This window comes from Agromyces rhizosphaerae, assembly GCF_027925245.1.
Lineage (GTDB): Bacteria > Actinomycetota > Actinomycetes > Actinomycetales > Microbacteriaceae > Agromyces > Agromyces rhizosphaerae.
Genome location: NZ_BSDP01000001.1, coordinates 941,271 through 957,388, shown reverse-complemented (window position 1 = coordinate 957,388; position 16,118 = coordinate 941,271). Strand labels below are relative to the sequence as shown.

Here is a 16,118-nt window from a genome sequence, read left to right as displayed (position 1 = left end):
CGCGACGGTCGCCCGCCCGCTGCGCTCGGCGTTCAGGAACTTCTGCGAGCCGCGGCTGCCGATCACGCGCACGATGCCGTCGACGTAGGTGATGCCGACGGGCGCAGGGAAGGCCTGCCGAGCTGGACGCGGCGCCGAGTGAGCGCGCTCAGGCGTGCGGCTCGGTACCCGATGGTGCTGCTATCGAACGGCCGGCGACGAGCCGAGCCCTCAGGACGACGGTGCGCGCTGACCGCGCGCTTTCGTCGTTGAGCGTACGGATCATGAGCTGCGCGGCTTCCTCCGCGATCTGCCTGGTCGGCTGGTGAACGTAGTGCAGTGGTGGAGTTGTGACGTCGGCGATCTCCTCGGCATCGAAGCCGATGACGGACAGTGTGTCCGGCACGTGGATGCCGAGTCGTACGACGGCTCCCATTGCGCCTCGGGTCAGCGCGTCGTTCGCGCAGACGATCGCGGTCGGCGGAATCTCTTCGTCGCCACCCATGAGTGACTGGACGGCGAGATCTCCGAACTCGGCGGTGAGTGGTCCGCGCCGAATCAATCGAGGGCGTGGCGTGATGCCGTGAGCGCGAAGTGCCTCGTCGAATCCCGCCGCCCGCTCGCGGAGTGCCCATATCTCGTCGGTTCCGCAGATCAGCGCGATGCGCTCGTGTCCCTGCTCGACCAGTGCGTCGACGGCGATGCGGACCGCATGCCGGTTGTCGAGCACAACGGCATCGGTATCGACGTCGTCGATGAGGCGGTCGATGAGCACGACTGGGATGTCGCGCGCAACGGCCGCCTTGAGCTCGGCTTCGTCGCGGGGGTCGGGTACCGCGATGATGCCGTCGACCATTCGCGCGCGCAGGAAGTCAACTCCGGACGGTCGTGCGCCGGCCGTGCTCACGATGAGGCCGATGCCGCGGCTGCGCAGGATCTCCTCGGTGCCGCCGATGATCGACAGATGGAACGCCGATGACTGGCCGAAGTCCGGCAGGAGTACGCCTACGGTCGACGAACGGCCAGCGCGAAGGCTCCGAGCGTGCTGGTTCACCTGGTATCCGAGGCGGGCCACAGCGTCCTCGATCGTGATCCGATTGCGCTCGCGGACATTCCCGCCGTTGAAGTACTTCGAGATCGTCGAGAGCGACAGCCCGGTGAGTTCCTGGATGTCGACGTACGTCGGAGACCCGCTCACGCCCGCTCCCGTCGTCGCTTCGATTCCCGCATCTGTTCGCCGGCGCGTCGTGGCCTACCGAGAGATGATCTCATCACAGAATATCGCCCTCCCGAAAACGAAACGTTGCGCAACGATTCTAGCCCACTGCACGGACACCAGTCCTCATATTGCCGGGTGTTCATCGAAGGGCAGCGGCAACTCGGCAGTTGCGCGGGTACGCTCAATTAACGTATCGTTTCGCTCTGATCTCACCGGACCCGACGAAGGGCGAACATGACGAAGGATCTGACCTGGGTGCCGCCTCGTGTCGAGGCCGACTGCGACGCCGACGAGCTCGCCGCGATCGAGGCGGTGATCGCGAGCGGGCCGTTCGATGCGACCTGGGAGTCGCTCTCCGCATACGAGACCCCGAGGTGGTTCCGCGAGGCGAAGTTCGGTGTCTTCGTGCACTGGGGTGCGTACTCGGTCCCCGCCTACGGCTCGGAGTGGTACGCGCGCCGGATGTACAAGGAAGGTTCGGTGGAATTCGCTCATCACCGGGAAACCTGGGGCGACCACAGGGAGGTCGGTTACAAGGACTTCCTTCCGCAGCTCACATTCGAGAACTTCGACGCGTCGGCGATGGTCACGGCAATTCGGCGTTCGGGTGCGCGGTTCATCGTGCCGGTCGCCGAGCATCATGACGGATTCTGCATGTACGACGAGCCACGGACGAGGTGGAAGGCGCCGCTGGTCGGGCCCCGCCGGGATCCCCTCGGCGAACTCCTCTCCGAGGCCCGCGACCAGTGGATGACCGTTGGGGCCTCGTCACACCGTGCCGAGAACTGGTTCTACTTCAACGGCGGCAGGTCGTTCCCCTCCGATGTCGCAGACCCCGAGTGGTCGGACCTGTATGGCGCCGCAGAGCGCGAGGAGATCGATCCGAGTGAGGCATTCCTCCGTGACTGGCTCATCCGCACGGTGCACATCATCGACCGGTACCGGCCGCAGGTGCTCTGGTTCGACTGGTGGATCGAACGCCCCGCGTTCGAACCGTACCTGCGCACGCTCGCCGCGTACTACTACAACCGCTCGGTCGAGTGGGGGCACGGCGTCGTCCTGCAGTACAAGAACGACGCGTTCCGCGAGGGCACGGCCGTGTTCGACGTCGAGCGCGGTGCATCGAGCGGGATCCGGCCGCTGCCATGGCAGAACGACACGTCCGTGTCTCGAAACTCGTGGGGCTGGATCGACGCGCACGACTACAAGGAGTCCCGCGAGATCATCAGCGACCTCATCGACGTCGTCGCGAAGAACGGCTGCCTGCTGCTGAACGTGGGGCCGAAGCCCGACGGAACGCTCCCGCCCGAGGAGGTCCGCCTGCTGGAACAGGTCGGCGACTGGCTCGCGCTGAACGGTGAGGGAGTGTTCGGTACGGAGCCGTGGTTGGTCTACGGTGAGGGACCGACCTCGTCGCGTGACGGATCGTTCGTGGACGACACACCCTTCGTGCTCGTCCCCGGGGATCTCCGGTTCACGCGGCGCTCCTTCGGGGACGTCGAGTACCTCTACGTACTCGCGGCGCAGGGCGACGTACACGAGATCGACGTGCGGGCCCTGGGCAGCCACTCGAAGCTGTTCGAGGGAGACATCGCCGGCGTCCAGCAACTCGGTTCCCTCCGCCCGCTCCAGTTCGAGCGCGCCCACGAGGCACTCCGCGTGAGCTTGCCTCCGGACGCCGACACGTCGCACGGATTCGGGATTCGCATCACCCTGCGCCACCCGGCGCCGACACGGCGCCGTGACGACCTGCTCCACAACTAGATGGGTGAGCGCAGGTGGACGGACGTGTGCCGATCGGCGGCGGGCGGTACGGTTCGGGTGACGCCGGTCGAGTGTCAGTCAGGCTCAGCCGTGTGATCCGGGATCCGCTCCGGCCGCTCCGCCAGCCAGTCCGAGAGCTCCGCGACGCGTCCGGGGCGCGAGCGAGAGCGCGCGAGGAAGCCCGCGCCGTGCGCGGTCATCGGGTCCTGGTTCGTGGGCTGGTAGCGGAGGTCGACGCTCCACCTGACGTGGTCCGAATCGTTCCGCGTCGAACTGTGGACGAGTCGGTCGTTGAAGAGGATCGCCGTGCCCGCCTTCACCGGCAGCGCAATCGACTTGTCGCGGACGAGCCCGATCGCCTCGATGTCGAGTTCGGTGAAGCCGGTGCCGCTGTACGTCTCCCGGTGAAAGGCATGCACCTTCTCCCTCTGGGTGCGCGGCAAGACGTGGAGGCACCCGTTCTCGAGCGTCGCGTCGACGAACGAGATCCACACCGTGACGACGGGGTTGGAGTTCGCGTCGGGCCAGTACGACTTGTCCTGGTGCCAGGGGACGGTTCCCGCCGCCACGCGCGGGACCTTCGGCCGGACGTTGTAGACAGGGTTGGCGAAGATCTCGGGACCGATGAGGCTCTCGAGGGCGTCGAGGATCTTCGGGTTGCTCATGAGCGTGAAGTACCCCGGGATCCGGTCACGCCAGCTTCGGCCGAACGTGAGGAAGTGGTCGGAATCCAGTCCGTCGAACAGTCGCGCCAGGCGCGTTGCGAAGGGCTCATCGTCGAGCGGATCGTCGATGAGTCCCGCGTCGATGAGGTCGTGAGCGATCCGGTCGACCTTCTCCGTCATCGCCGCGCGTACGGGAGCCATGTCGGCTTCGTCGAGCAAGTCGGGGATGACGAGATAGCCCTCTGTGTCATAGCGGTCGACCTGCTCGGGACTCAGGTTGCCGTGGTTGCCCCTCCGCATCCGCTCGTTCCCGTCGGTGGTGTCGTTGCGCGGTACTCGTGTGCTCATGGCCCCACGGTAGGTCGGCGGAGGCGGCGCGTCGTGGTCGCCGTTCGCCACTAGTGGTTCGATTCCCCCATGTCGCCCACCGCCCGTCTCGTACCCCTGAGCCTCGACCGGCCGCCGATCGTTCGGGCGATCGGAATGGGCCTGCACGGCACCGACCGCGTCGTCGAGAGCTGGCGACTGCCGAGCCTCTACTCGGTGCACCTCTACACCTATGAGGCGACCCTGCTCGTGGACGGCTCCGTGCACCGCATCCGGCCCGGTCGACTCTCCGTCGTGCCGCCGGGTGCGCTCATGGAGTTCCGTCTGCTGGGGCGCTCGTCGCACCTCTACGCGCACCTGGAGATGACGGGCGAGCCGACGCTTCATGTACCCGTGGTGCGCGACCTCGGCCACGACGCGGCGTCGATCATGGAGCGGCTGAAGCGAGTCGCCGTCTCAGGCAGCCCGGCCCGGCAGTCCGCCGAAGTGTGGAGCGTGCTCTGGGCCGCCGCGACCCTTCCGCGCGAACGGCCCGAGCCCGACGGTCACCCCGCGGTCATGGGCCTCGCCCGGTACATCGACGACCACCTCTGGGGCTCGCTCACCGTCGCGCGTCTCGCCGAGGTGGCGAGGTACTCGCCCACGCATCTCGATCGGCTGTTCCTGGCGGAATCGGGGATGACGACCGCGGCATACGTGCGGTCGCGGCGTCTGGCAACGGCACGCCACCTCCTCGAGCACACGACACAGTCGATCCCCTCGATCGCGGCGTCGGTCGGGTTCCACGACCTGCAGGCGTTCAACAAGGCGTGCCGACGCCACCTCGGAGCGTCGCCCAGGGCGATACGGAGCCGGAGGCTCGCAGGTCCGGCAGGACCAACGGGCACGGGCACCGAGTGACCCACCGTCAGCGGCTCGCCCGAGGGCGGCCGACGAGATCGTTCAGAGTTCGGACAGCGACACCCCGCGGCCATCGCGGATACTGCGCCAGACCGCCTCGGTGAAGCGCATGTAGCGTTCGCCGTCTTCGAAGGACGTGCGCGTCACCGGTTCGGCGCCGCGGATCGCGCCGACGAATTCCTCCTCGACGCGCCATCCGTCGCTCGCGCCCGCGGTCGGGTCGGGGGAGATGGGCGCGTACGAACGCTCGCCGCGCCGCATCCCTTCGAGCTGCCCATCGACGACGCGGAGCGTTCCCTCGCTGCCGAACAGGTGGATCGCGTTGGCCGGCGCACCGCCCGTCACCTGCGACAGTGACACTCGGAGCGTGGCGCCGCCCTCCAGTTCGGCGCTGACCTCGACGTGGTCTGGCACGTCGACGGGGATGGGCTCGCCATCGGGTCCGGGTCGCGTGTCGACGACGGTGCGGCCCATCGCCATGACGCGAGCGGCGGCTCCGGTCCACCTGAGCACCTGCTCGTAGTGGATCCCGAGGCTCATGACGTTGACGCCGCTGAACTCGGTCGACTGGCGCCACCCCCGTGGAAGCGTCGGGTCGACGAACCCCGAACGCTCCGCGATGTCGATGGCGAGCAGTTCGCCGATGTAGCCCGTGGACATCATGCGGGCGATCGTGGCGTCGAGGTGGAGAGTGGTCGGCGCGGGTAAGAGCTGAGCGACGAGCTGCGGATGCTCGCGCGAGGTCTCGAGCATGGCGCGGGACTCCGCGAGGTTCGCGGCCATCCGAGCCTCGCAGAGGACGTGCTTGCCGCCGCGGAGCGCCGCGATCGAGAACAGTGCGTGCGTGTCGGGCCAGGTGCCGATGACGATGGCGTCGATCCGTGGGTCCTCGACGATCTCCCTCCAGTCCGCGCGTACGTCGGGGATACCGAACTCCTCTGCCACCCGTCGAGCGGAGGCATCGGTTCGGTTGTGCACGGCGACGACACTGACGCCGGGGATGGACTGGAGGTTCGGGAGGTGTCGTTCCCGAGTGTTTCCGCCGGCACCGAGCACTCCGATGGCGAGTTCTGCTGCGGTCATGGGCGTTTCCTCTCGATGCAGTAGGCGGGACGACCGCCCCGCGAGGCGGGTCTGGTTCGAGATTTTAGCGAAACGTTACGAGTTCAAGAGGTGCCTAAGCGAGGCACCGCGCTCGAAAGTTCTTTGATCAAACGCTTGCGCAATGGAACTGCTTGCCCGTAACGTTTGTACAACCCGAACGTCCAACGGAGGACCAACGCATGTCGAATGTCAGCGGGGCTCTTGCTCACCTCGCCTTCATCGACGCCGCCGATGAAGCGATGCGCATCGCAGCCGCGAGCGCCCGAGGCTCCTTCGATGCGACGTGGGAATCGCAGCGCGTTCGTCCCACTTCCGGGGGCGAACGCACCCATGCGTCGCCGCGTCCTCGACGAGGAAGCGAGCGGCTGGTGCGTGCAGGCGCGCACCGACGTCCTGTCTGGATTGAATCGATGGAGAGGCAATGATTGACAACAACACGCCCGTCACGGCACTGACCACTCGGGCACGACCCCGATCGCGAGGCCTCTGGGCGGCGGCGACGGTCGCCGTCTCGGGCCTACTGCTGGCCGGATGCTCCACTGCATCCGACGACCCCGCAGCTGAGAGCGACACGCTCGTGCTGCAGGTGCAGGCAGGAGCCGAAGCCAACGTCGCCGGGTTCCTGAGCGTCTTCGAGGAGCAGTATCCCGACGTCACCGTGGAGACCCAGGCGGTCTCGCAGACCGCGAAGACGGGGTCGAACCTCCAGGTGCTGACCTCGAGCAGCGCGCCCGACGTCGCAGTCGTCCCGACGAACACGCAGGTGTTCAGCGAGCTCACCGCCGCCGGCGAGTTGGTTCCGCTCGACGATGTGTGGGAGGCGGCGGATCTGGATGCGCGGTACGGCGAGTCGCTCGCGGCAGCGCTGAAGACGGCAGGGACCCCGTACGTGGTGTCGTACGACTCGACGATCTACAACGTCGTGTACTACAACAAGGATCTCTTCGCAGAACTCGGGATTCCCGAACCCGAGAACCATCGGTTCGAATCGCTCGACGAGCTCGAGGCGACCGTGACCGCCCTGAAGGAGGGCGGCAAGCAGGGCCTCGCGATCGGGCCCGCCGACAACTACCAGTCGAGCTGGATGATCGATGCCTACCTGCCGACATCGTCGACGCCGGAGGAGCTCGAGAACTACCTCACGAGCTGGCAGGAAGGCGTCGAGCAGACGATCTCCTACACCGATGAGCCGTTCCTGCGCGCGATCGAGCAGATCAAGGCGATGGGTGAGGCGGACCTGTTCCAGGACGGCTACCTCGGGCAGGACGTTGCGACCGCGCAGTCGCTGTTCGTCCAGGGAGCGGCCGGCATGATGCTCAACGGCCAGTACGCGGCGCAGCCGTTCATCGACGAGGGCATGACGGACGAGTTCGGTTGGGCGATGCTGCCTCCCGTGGACCCGGGCGCGATGACCCAGCTCACGCTCTACAACGGGGACGCGTTCGCGATCCCGGCCCGTGCGAAGAACCCCGACCTCGCGAAGAAGTTCCTCGAGGTGGTCATGTCCGTCGAAGCGCAGGAGACGCTCATCGAGAAGGGTGCGCTTCCGTCGATCAACGACGTGCCCGCCGAGTCGTACTCGGTCATGATCCCGCAGGTGCAGGAGATGCTCGCGGATGTCGCTGAGTTCGGCGGCCAGCCGGGGTGGACCTCGGTGGTTCCTGGCGGTCTCGGGCAGCAGCTGGTCGACCCGCGAATCCAGGAGATGCTGAACGGGAACGAGACGCCGGCCGGCGTCGGCCAGACCGTCGAGGACATGCTGACGGAGATGCGCGCCGAGTAGGCACCGAACGAATCGTGGTGGGGGCCACCGCTACCGGGTGGCCCCCGCCGGCGAGGCGGAGAGCAATGAGCGATACGACTGAAGCGACGCGCACGAACGAGATGGACACGGTGGCCGTGGTGCTGCCGCCCGAGATGCGGAAGGGGGGACGGCGGCGGATCGGAATCGTCCGCGGGCGAAGGATCATCATGGCCGTGACGATCCTTCCCGCCGTCCTGCTGATCGCGGCGTTCCTCTGGGCGCCGGCTGTGCAGGGCATCCGAATCAGCTTCTCCGATTGGCGCGGCCTGGGCCCGATCGAGTTCATCGGGCTCGAGAACTACATCGATGCCTTCACCGGGTCGGAGTTCCTTCCCGCGCTCTGGCTGACGGTGGTCTACGCCGTGCTGAGCACGGCCGGCATCATGGCGGTCGCGACGTTGCTCGCGGCAGCCGTGAGTGCGCGCGTGCGCGGGGCCGCGTTCTACCGAGTGGTGTGGTTTCTCCCTGGTATCGCACCGATCGCCGCGGCCGGTGTGTTCTGGGCGACGGCGTTCCAGCCCAACATCGGCGTGGTGAACGTGATTCTCGGTGCGCTCGGACTCGGCAGCGACCACGCGTGGCTCGCAGGGGCCGACACGGCCCTGTACCCGACGGTATTCGTCACGATCTGGGCGAGCGTGGGCTTCGCATTCCTCCTCCTGCTCGGGGCCATGGAGCAGGTTCCCGTCTCGATCTACGAGGCGGCCCGCGTCGACGGTGCGGGCACGGTTCGGCGATTCTTCGGGATGACGCTTCCGATGATCCGACCGGTCTTCGTCGTCACGATGGTGCTCGAGATGATCTGGCAGTTCAACGGCTTCACGGTGATCTGGGCCATGACGCAGGGTGGCCCGGGGTTCGCAACGAGCGTGCTGCCGGTGCTGGTCTATCGGGAGGCGTTCCAGCAGTTGAACTTCGGCATGGCGAGTGCCGTCGCCATCATGGGCGGCATCATCCTCATCGCGGTCGGCATGTTCGCGATGCGGTTGAGCCGCTCCAAGCAGGAGGAGTTCTGAACATGATCAAGCGCGTGCTCGGGCTCGGAATGGGCCACCTCTTGCTGATCGGCTGGACGATTCTGGCAATCGTGCCGTTCATCCTGATCGCGATCTACTCGCTGCGGAGCAACACCGACCTGTTCGCCTACCCGCTCGGCATCGGGGGGCAATATCACCCCGAGAACTACGTCATCGCGTGGAACGGCCCGGGTGGTGGCGCCGGCATGATCGACTACTTCACGAACACCGCGATCGCCGGCGGAGTGGCGATCGTCGTGACATTGACGGTCGGCTCCACGGCGGCGTACTTCGCGACCAAGCTCGGAGCGAGGATGCGAGCACTCTTCCTCGCGATCTTCCTGACGGCGAGCGTGGTGCCGTTCGTCCTGATCATCATCCCGTACTTCCAGGTGTTCAACGCGCTCTCCCTGCTGAGTCAACCGGCGGTGCTCGGCGTCACCTACGGAGTGCTGACCCTCCCGACGACGGTGCTCGTGTTGACCTCCTACTACGCGGACTTTCCCCAGGAGCTCATCGAGTCGGCGACAGTCGACGGTCTCGGGGAGTTCTCCGCGTACCTCCAGATCGTGCTCCCGTTGTCGAAAGGCGCGCTGACGGCGGTCGGGATGCTGGCCCTGGTGTTCGTGTGGGCTGAAGCGCAGCTCGGAATCGTCCTCCTGCAGGAGTCGACCTCGCAGACCGTTTCGGTCGGTGTACTCGGCTTCCAGGGGCAGTTCACCGCGCAACTCGGCCCCCTGTTCGCCGGACTCAGCATTGCGACGATCCCGGTGATCATCATCTACCTCATCTTCAACCGATTCATCACGAAGGGAATCGCGCTCGGTGGCGTCTTCCGCTGACCCGCCGCGAGCATCTCCCGCACCGTCTACTTCCCCCCATCAACCAGAGGAGGGCACATTGGAGTCGATCAAGGCGTTCTGTCTCGACGTCAACTGGGTCTGCAGAACCGAGTTCACGAGCCACAGCACCAACGAGTTCGCTCCGCCAGGCGCCTGGGCGAGCCTGAACCCGGCGGATCAGGTGCAGTGGCACAAGGATCTCGGGGTGAACGTCATCCAGACGTTCGCCGTGTCCTCCAACGGATACGCCTGGTACAAGAACGGCCGGGTTCCCGAGCAGCCGGGCCTGGAGTCCGACTATCTGACCGAGATGGTGAGAATCGGTCGTGCGGAGGGCCTGGAGGTCTTCGGGTACTTCTGCTTCGGGTCGAACACCAGGTGGGCGACGACCCATCCCGAACTCAGCTACGGAACACCGTCGGCGCCCCACATCCCCTACACGCGGGCCTACATCGACTTCCTGTGCGAATCCATCCGGGAGGCGATCGAGCTGACGGACATGGACGGCTACATGATCGACTGGTTCTGGAGTCCGACCACCGGACTCGGGGTCGATGGCGCCGGCACGAGCGAGCAGCGGTGGTTGGCCTGCGAGCAGGAGATGTACCGGGAACTGATGGGCGAGCCGTTCCCCGGTGCCGCTGCCGTCACCGAGGAGATGCAGCTGACGTTCAACCGCCGCGCGATCGACCGTTGCTGGCAGGCCGTGAAGGCGACCACTCGCGCCGTCAAGCCCTCGTGCAAGATCTGGCTGTCGTGCTCGATCCTGGATCACCCCGAGATCGTCCGCCAACCACTGCTGAGGGAGGTCGATTGGCTCCAGAACGAAGCGGGCGACAAGCGCGCCATCGATGAGGTGCGCAGCCAGATCGGCGAGCAGACGGAGCTCCTGACGACGTTCAGCGACAGCTTCTTCCAGCGGAACAGCCTGCAGGGGGAGGACGTCGTCGCCTACGCCGAAGAGGAAGGCATCGGTCTGTACTGCTACGCGGCGCCGGAGACGTACGACGCGGGATTCCCTCCGGTCGCGGACTTCCTCCGGACACCCCTCGACGACTTCGCGCACCTGGACGACCGCAACATCGCCCTGCTGGCGCGGGTCTTCCACCAGAGTTGACCGCTTCCGCGGAGATGCAACGGCGTTCCGCGCCGATACGAGGTGTACAAACGTGTTCGTCCGTCAGGAGCGCTGCGCAGTCGTTTGCGCAGACGCGCCACGCATTCACCGGGTTCGCGCAGTGAACTCCGTACACTGAGCCCATGGCCACTCTCAGTGACGTCGCATCGAAGGCAGGGGTCTCCGTCTCCGCGGTGTCCAGGGTCCTGACGAATGCGCCCGACGCGCGCGTGAGCGAGCAGACCCGTGCGCGCATCTTCGACGCCGCGAAGGAGTTGGACTACCGGCCGAATTTCGCCGCGCGCGCGCTGAAGTTCGCACGCACGAACGTCATCGCCGTCGTCGTTCCGGACCTCACGAACGCGATGTTCACCGAGTTCATGACGGGTGTCGAGGAAGAGGGGAATCGCCGCGGGTACGGCGTGCTTCTGGCGCGGGCCGAGAACCTCACGACTGAGCCCGACGCGATCCCGCGCCTGATCGGCGAGGGTCGGGTGGACGGAGCGATCGTGCAACTCGGCGACGCGAGCAAGGTCACGGACTTCGGGGAACTCTTCGACGGTCGGCTTCCGGTCATCCTCGTCAACTCCGATCATCTCGACCATCCCGGCTCGGTACTCCTCGAGGACGCTGAAGGCATCCGCGTGGCAGTGCGGCATCTGATCGAACTCGGCCACCGCAGGATCGGATACCTCGGTGGCCTCGCCGACTCGGATACGGCCCGCCGCAGACGCGAGGGCTTCGTCGACGAGATGCGGTCGGCTGGGATCGAGCCGCAGGCCGAGCTGATGACCACGCTCGGCTACCAGCCGCGCGCGGGCGGCGAGGCACTTCTGGTCGTCCTCGATCATGACGAGCCCCCGACGGCGGTCGTGGTCGCGAATGTCAACGCCGCGATCGGCGCGCTTCTCGAGGCACGTCGCCACGGGCTGCGCGTGCCCGAGGACCTCTCGATCGTCGCGATGCACGACGCATGGACGGCCGAGAACACCTGGCCGCCGCTGACCACCGTACGGATGCCGCTCCGCCGCCTGGGCGAGAGTGCGATGACGGCGATGTTCGAGCGGATCACCACGGGGGTGGCGACCGACCTCGTGGTCACCGATCCCGCGCCCGAGCTGATCGTGCGGGAGTCGACCGCGGGTCCCGCTCGGTAGCAGCTCGGGGAGCCGTCTCGCTCCGAGCGCGCAGTCGCCGGCGACGGGGCGCCGCAACCACCGGACACGTATCGAGCGGGCTCCCCATGTGCTGAGTCGCCGCGGATCAGGGATGAGCTTGCCGATGTCCGCGTGCGTCGTGTAATCTCATGAACAAACGATTGATCAATGAAGTTCGATAGGCACCCCGCCCGAGAGGGCGCGATGCCGCGCGTGAAATGAAGGCACCCATGTCCCCCGCTCCACCGCTCCCACTCGAGGGCGTGCTCGTCCTTGACTTCAGCCAGTTCCTCGCCGGCCCGGTGGCGGCCATGCGCCTCGCCGATCTCGGAGCGAGGGTGATCAAGGTCGAGCGCCCCGGCGTCGGCGACATCGGACGGACGCTCGCGTTCGCGGGTCGCCGGATCGACGGCGACACCGTCTCGTTCCACGCGATGAACCGGAACAAGGAGTCGATCACCGCCGACCTGAAGTCGGCCGATGACCTCGCCTACGTCAAGGAGCTGGTGGCCAGGGCGGATGTCATCATCCAGAACTTCCGCCCCGGCGTCATGGAGCGCATCGGCCTCGACTACGAGTCGGTCAAGACGATCAACCCGTCGATCGTCTACGCGAGCGCGACCGGCTACGGCTCGGAGGGGCCGTGGAAGGATCGCCCCGGGCAGGACCTGCTCGCGCAGTCGATCTCCGGGCTGCCGTGGCTGAGCGGGTCGCGCGAGGACGGCCCGGTGCCGGTCGGGGTGTCGATCGCCGACCACCTCCTGAGTTGCCACATCGCGCAGGGCGTCACCGCGCTGCTCGTGCGCCGCTTCCGCACCGGCGAAGGCGGGCTGGTGGAGTCGAGCCTCCTCGAGGCCATGCTCGACCTGCAGTTCGAACTGCTGAGCACGCGGTTGAACGACGAGACGATCACGGTCCGCCGCGGCGGGTCGCACTCGGCGCATGCTTTCCTGGCCGCGCCCTACGGTACCTACCCGACCACCGACGGCTACCTGGCCCTCGCGATGAACGCGATCCCCACGCTCGGCCGCCTGCTCGGCATCCGGGAGCTCGAGCTGATGTCCGACCCGCAGGAGGCGTGGGACCGTCAGGTGGAGATCGAGGAGATGCTCGCGGAGCGCTTCGCGACCGACACGACCCAGCACTGGCTCGACATCCTCGACACCGCCGACGTCTGGTGCGCGCCCGTGCTCACGCTGGACGAGTTGATGGAGTCCGACGGATTCGCAGCGATTCGCATGACGCAGGAGGTCGAGCGCGACGGGGTGCGGATCGCGACCACGCGCGGGCCGATCCGGGTCGACGGCCGCGTGCTGTCGAGCGCGAAGGCCGCGCCACGCCTGGGCGAGGACGACGAGGCGATCCGCACGGAGTTCCCCCGGCAGCGGGTGGACGCATGACGACCACGCTGCGGGGCATGACCTGGGAGCACGAGCGGGGGTACGGCAGCGTCGTCGCGGCGGCGGAGGCCTACCGCGAGGTGGCACCCGAGGTCGAGGTCGTCTGGGAGTACCGGTCGCTGCTCGCATTCGGCGACCAGGGCCTCGACGAGCTCGTCGACGGCGTCGACCTGCTCGTGATCGACCATCCGCACATCCCGTTCGCCGCCGAGCGCGGCCTGCTGCTGCCGCTCGACGGTGCAGGCCACGACGACGAGCTCGCGACGCTCGCCGCTCAGACGATCGGGCCGTCGCACGCGTCGTACCAGCACCAGGGCCGCCAATGGGGGCTCGCGACCGATGCGGCCGCCCAGGTCGCGGCGTGGCGCCCGGACCTGATCGACGCGCCACCGCGAACGTGGGACGAGGTGTTCGCGCTCGCCGAGGAGGGGCGCGTGCTGTGGCCGGCGAAGCCGGTCGACGCATACTCGAGCCTGCTCACCGTCGCCGCGAGCTTCGGCGCCGACGCGCTCCGCGAGCCCGGGATCTTCCTGCCCCGCGACGCGGCTCGCGAGGCGCTCGAACTGATGCGCCGGCTCGCGTCGCTCGTGCCGGAGGACAACCTGACACTGAATCCGATCGATGTCGCCGACCGGCTCGCGACGGGGGAGCAGTACGCGTACAGCCCGCTGCTGTTCGGGTACACGAACTACTCGCGCGAGGGGTTCCGGGAGCATCCGATCGCGTACGTCGACATTCCGGCGGGACCGCTCGGCGTGCGCGGCTCACTGCTCGGCGGCGCGGGCATCGCGGTCTCGGCGCGTTCCCGCCATCCGCAGGCCGCGATCGACCACGCGTTCTGGCTCGACTCCGCCGAGGTGCAGGAGGGCGTCTACTTCGACGGTGGGGGCCAGCCGGGCAACGCGGTCGCATGGGACTCGGACCGTACGAACGCGCTGAGCCTGGACTTCTTCCGCAACACCCGGACCACGCTCGAGACCGCATACGTGCGCCCGCGGCATCCGGAGTACCCGGAGCTGCAGAACGAGGTCGGGTCCATGATCACCGACGTGCTCGCGGGACGGGTCGACATCGACGATGCCATCGACCGCCTCGACGAAGCCACGGCACGCCACCTGGAGGGCTGACATGCAGACCATCGACCGTTGGTGGGAGGACATCGAGGTCGGCGAGCGACGGGAGACCGTCGGCCGCACGATCACCGAGGCCGACATCGTGCTCCACGCCGGGCAGACCGGCGACTTCTTCCCCCATCACATGGATGCCGAGTGGATGGCGACGCAGCCCGCGGGCCAGCGGATCGCTCACGGCACGCTCACGCTGGCGGTCGCCGTCGGGATGACCGCCGGCGACATCAACCCGCAGTCGATGAGCTACGGCTACGACCGCATCCGCTTCATCAACCCGGTGTTCATCGGCGACACCATCCGGGTGACCGCCGAGATCACCGAGAAATCCGAGCACCCGAAGAAGCCCGAGCAGTTCGGCTACGTGCACGAACTCGTGACCGTCGTGAACCAGCGCGGCCAGACCGTGATGGTGCTCACCCACCTCTACCTCGTCAACCGGAGAACAGGAGATCAGCGATGACGACGTCGCCCCCCGCAGGCACCACTCAGGAAGGGACGAGACGGGACGGCCGCGCCGGACCCGCCACGTCGCTCACCGTGACGGAGGTGCGCGCCGTCCTCCTGTCGCACCGCTACCCACAGGGAGAGGAGCTCACGTGGGTGGGCGGCACCATCCGCTCATGGGATGCCGCGCTCGTCGAGGTCGTGCTCTCCGACGGCACGCGCGGCGTGGGTGAGGCGGGCGCCGGCATCATGGCCGCCACGGCGGTGCCCGGGCTCGTCGACGCCTTCCGACCGTACATCGTGGGCGCCGCGTTCGAATCGCCGCTCGAGGTCGCCGATCACCTGCGCGCGTACACGGCGTTCTGGTCGCGCGGCGGCATCGCTTCCGGCGTGGCCGGCGCCATCGAGATCGCCGCATGCGACGCGGTGGCGAAGCGAGCGGGGGTGCCCGTCCACGAACTGCTCGGCGGGGCCGCGCGCGATCGCATCCGGGCCTACGCGAGCGGCGGTCTCGGCACCACGTTCGAGCAGGTCGCCGACTGGGCAGCGACGCAGGTGGCCGCCGGGTTCGAGATCGTGAAGTTCCGGGCGATGTCCGACCCGGACACGACGCTGCGGCTGCTCGATCACGTGACCGCCACACTGCCTGACGGCACGAGGTTCGTCATCGACGCGGTGCAGGCGTGCGCCTCCACCCCATGGTCCGCCGAGGACGCGATCCGCGTCGGAACGCGAGCTGCCGAGCTCGGCGCGCTCTGGTACGAGGAGCCGATGCAGGCGGACGACGTCGCCGGATTCGCACGGGTGCGCGCCGCGGTCGACGTTCCCGTCTCAGGCGTGGAGTCCAACGGCACGGTGCGCGAGTTCGCCGAGCTGATCGGCGCCGGCGGGGTCGACCTCGCCCAGCCGGACGCGACCTTCGTCGGCGGCTTCCGAGCATTCTCGCGGGTCGCCCGGCTCGCGCACGGCGCCGGCGTCGACTGCGTGCCGCATGTCTGGGGCAGCGGCGTGACCTTCGCCGCGAACCTCCACGCCGCGCTCGCCGAGCCGACGGTCGAGCTGTTCGAGTACTGCACGCTGCCGAATCCGCTTCGCGATGCCCTCCTCATCGAGCCGACCGACTTCGTCGACGGCACCATCGGCGCCCCGAGTGCGCCGGGGCTCGGCGTGCAGCTCACAGAGGAGATCGAACGCCGGTTCGCGTTCCAGGCGGGCGGTGGCCATGTCATCCGCTGAGCGCGGCTTCGTCG

General features: G+C 67.6%; 14 protein-coding genes. 11 read left to right on the top strand and 3 right to left on the bottom strand.

The genetic code is table 11. From position 1 onward, the window contains the following. Positions 1-148: 148 nt before the first annotated feature. Positions 149-1,177: a LacI family DNA-binding transcriptional regulator gene (locus QMG39_RS04530; protein WP_281882679.1), complete on the bottom strand. Its 1,029-nt coding sequence runs from the start codon at positions 1,175-1,177 to the stop codon at positions 149-151. A gap of 255 nt (positions 1,178-1,432) precedes the next feature. Here QMG39_RS04530 and QMG39_RS04525 point away from each other — a divergent pair, with 255 nt between their 5' ends. Continuing rightward, a complete protein-coding gene (locus QMG39_RS04525; protein ID WP_281882678.1) occupies positions 1,433-2,962 on the top strand; it encodes an alpha-L-fucosidase in 1,530 nt (509 codons plus the stop codon). A 74-nt stretch (positions 2,963-3,036) separates the two neighbouring features. Here the strand turns inward: QMG39_RS04525 and QMG39_RS04520 are convergent, their stop codons facing one another. Next, on the bottom strand, positions 3,037-4,026 hold the full coding sequence (locus QMG39_RS04520) for a phytanoyl-CoA dioxygenase family protein (RefSeq protein WP_281882677.1): 990 nt from the start codon (positions 4,024-4,026) through the stop codon (positions 3,037-3,039). An 18-nt stretch (positions 4,027-4,044) separates the two neighbouring features. On the opposite strand from QMG39_RS04520, the gene QMG39_RS04515 reads away from it, so the two are divergent. Then, a complete protein-coding gene (locus QMG39_RS04515) occupies positions 4,045-4,854 on the top strand; it encodes an AraC family transcriptional regulator (protein WP_281882676.1) in 810 nt (269 codons plus the stop codon). A 42-nt stretch (positions 4,855-4,896) separates the two neighbouring features. On the opposite strand, the gene QMG39_RS04510 is transcribed toward QMG39_RS04515, so the two are convergent. Next, positions 4,897-5,937 (bottom strand): Gfo/Idh/MocA family protein, encoded by a 1,041-nt coding sequence (locus QMG39_RS04510; protein WP_281882675.1) that lies wholly within the window; start codon positions 5,935-5,937, stop codon positions 4,897-4,899. Positions 5,938-6,379: 442 nt separating this feature from the next. Between QMG39_RS04510 and QMG39_RS04505 the strand changes: the two genes are divergently transcribed. The 9 genes from QMG39_RS04505 (at position 6,380) to QMG39_RS04465 (ending at position 16,104) form a co-directional block, all read left to right on the top strand. After that, on the top strand, positions 6,380-7,741 hold the full coding sequence (locus tag QMG39_RS04505) for an ABC transporter substrate-binding protein (protein WP_281882674.1): 1,362 nt from the start codon (positions 6,380-6,382) through the stop codon (positions 7,739-7,741). 14 nt (positions 7,742-7,755) lie between these two features. Further along, the gene (locus QMG39_RS04500) at positions 7,756-8,778 is read left to right on the top strand and encodes a carbohydrate ABC transporter permease (RefSeq protein ID WP_281882673.1); all 1,023 of its coding nucleotides are present in this window, start codon (positions 7,756-7,758) and stop codon (positions 8,776-8,778) included. A gap of 2 nt (positions 8,779-8,780) precedes the next feature. Then, positions 8,781-9,620 carry a carbohydrate ABC transporter permease gene (locus QMG39_RS04495; RefSeq protein ID WP_281882672.1) on the top strand — a complete coding sequence of 280 codons (840 nt, stop codon included), beginning with the start codon at positions 8,781-8,783 and terminating at the stop codon, positions 9,618-9,620. Between the two features lie 58 nt (positions 9,621-9,678). Next, on the top strand, positions 9,679-10,737 hold the full coding sequence (locus tag QMG39_RS04490; RefSeq protein WP_281882671.1) for an alpha-amylase family protein: 1,059 nt from the start codon (positions 9,679-9,681) through the stop codon (positions 10,735-10,737). A 143-nt stretch (positions 10,738-10,880) separates the two neighbouring features. After that, entirely contained in the window at positions 10,881-11,894 is a 1,014-nt protein-coding gene (locus QMG39_RS04485) for a LacI family DNA-binding transcriptional regulator (RefSeq protein ID WP_281882670.1), read from the top strand. Between the two features lie 230 nt (positions 11,895-12,124). Next, positions 12,125-13,294 (top strand): CaiB/BaiF CoA transferase family protein, encoded by a 1,170-nt coding sequence (locus tag QMG39_RS04480; protein ID WP_281882669.1) that lies wholly within the window; start codon positions 12,125-12,127, stop codon positions 13,292-13,294. Next, positions 13,291-14,421: an extracellular solute-binding protein gene (locus QMG39_RS04475; protein ID WP_281882668.1), complete on the top strand. Its 1,131-nt coding sequence runs from the start codon at positions 13,291-13,293 to the stop codon at positions 14,419-14,421. Before QMG39_RS04480 ends, QMG39_RS04475 begins: the two co-directional genes overlap by 4 nt. Before the next feature lies 1 nt (position 14,422). After that, positions 14,423-14,884 carry a MaoC family dehydratase gene (locus tag QMG39_RS04470; protein ID WP_281882667.1) on the top strand — a complete coding sequence of 154 codons (462 nt, stop codon included), beginning with the start codon at positions 14,423-14,425 and terminating at the stop codon, positions 14,882-14,884. Continuing rightward, positions 14,881-16,104: a mandelate racemase/muconate lactonizing enzyme family protein gene (locus tag QMG39_RS04465; protein ID WP_281882666.1), complete on the top strand. Its 1,224-nt coding sequence runs from the start codon at positions 14,881-14,883 to the stop codon at positions 16,102-16,104. Before QMG39_RS04470 ends, QMG39_RS04465 begins: the two co-directional genes overlap by 4 nt. Positions 16,105-16,118: the final 14 nt, after the last annotated feature.

Coding starts and splice junctions, on each gene's coding strand:
- QMG39_RS04525 (WP_281882678.1), top strand. CDS start 1,433: ATGACGAAGGATCTGACCTGGGTGCCGCCTCGTGTCGAGGCCGACTGC.
- QMG39_RS04515 (WP_281882676.1), top strand. CDS start 4,045: ATGTCGCCCACCGCCCGTCTCGTACCCCTGAGCCTCGACCGGCCGCCG.
- QMG39_RS04510 (WP_281882675.1), bottom strand. CDS start 5,937: ATGACCGCAGCAGAACTCGCCATCGGAGTGCTCGGTGCCGGCGGAAAC.
- QMG39_RS04505 (WP_281882674.1), top strand. CDS start 6,380: ATGATTGACAACAACACGCCCGTCACGGCACTGACCACTCGGGCACGA.
- QMG39_RS04495 (WP_281882672.1), top strand. CDS start 8,781: ATGATCAAGCGCGTGCTCGGGCTCGGAATGGGCCACCTCTTGCTGATC.
- QMG39_RS04485 (WP_281882670.1), top strand. CDS start 10,881: ATGGCCACTCTCAGTGACGTCGCATCGAAGGCAGGGGTCTCCGTCTCC.
- QMG39_RS04480 (WP_281882669.1), top strand. CDS start 12,125: ATGTCCCCCGCTCCACCGCTCCCACTCGAGGGCGTGCTCGTCCTTGAC.
- QMG39_RS04475 (WP_281882668.1), top strand. CDS start 13,291: ATGACGACCACGCTGCGGGGCATGACCTGGGAGCACGAGCGGGGGTAC.
- QMG39_RS04470 (WP_281882667.1), top strand. CDS start 14,423: ATGCAGACCATCGACCGTTGGTGGGAGGACATCGAGGTCGGCGAGCGA.
- QMG39_RS04465 (WP_281882666.1), top strand. CDS start 14,881: ATGACGACGTCGCCCCCCGCAGGCACCACTCAGGAAGGGACGAGACGG.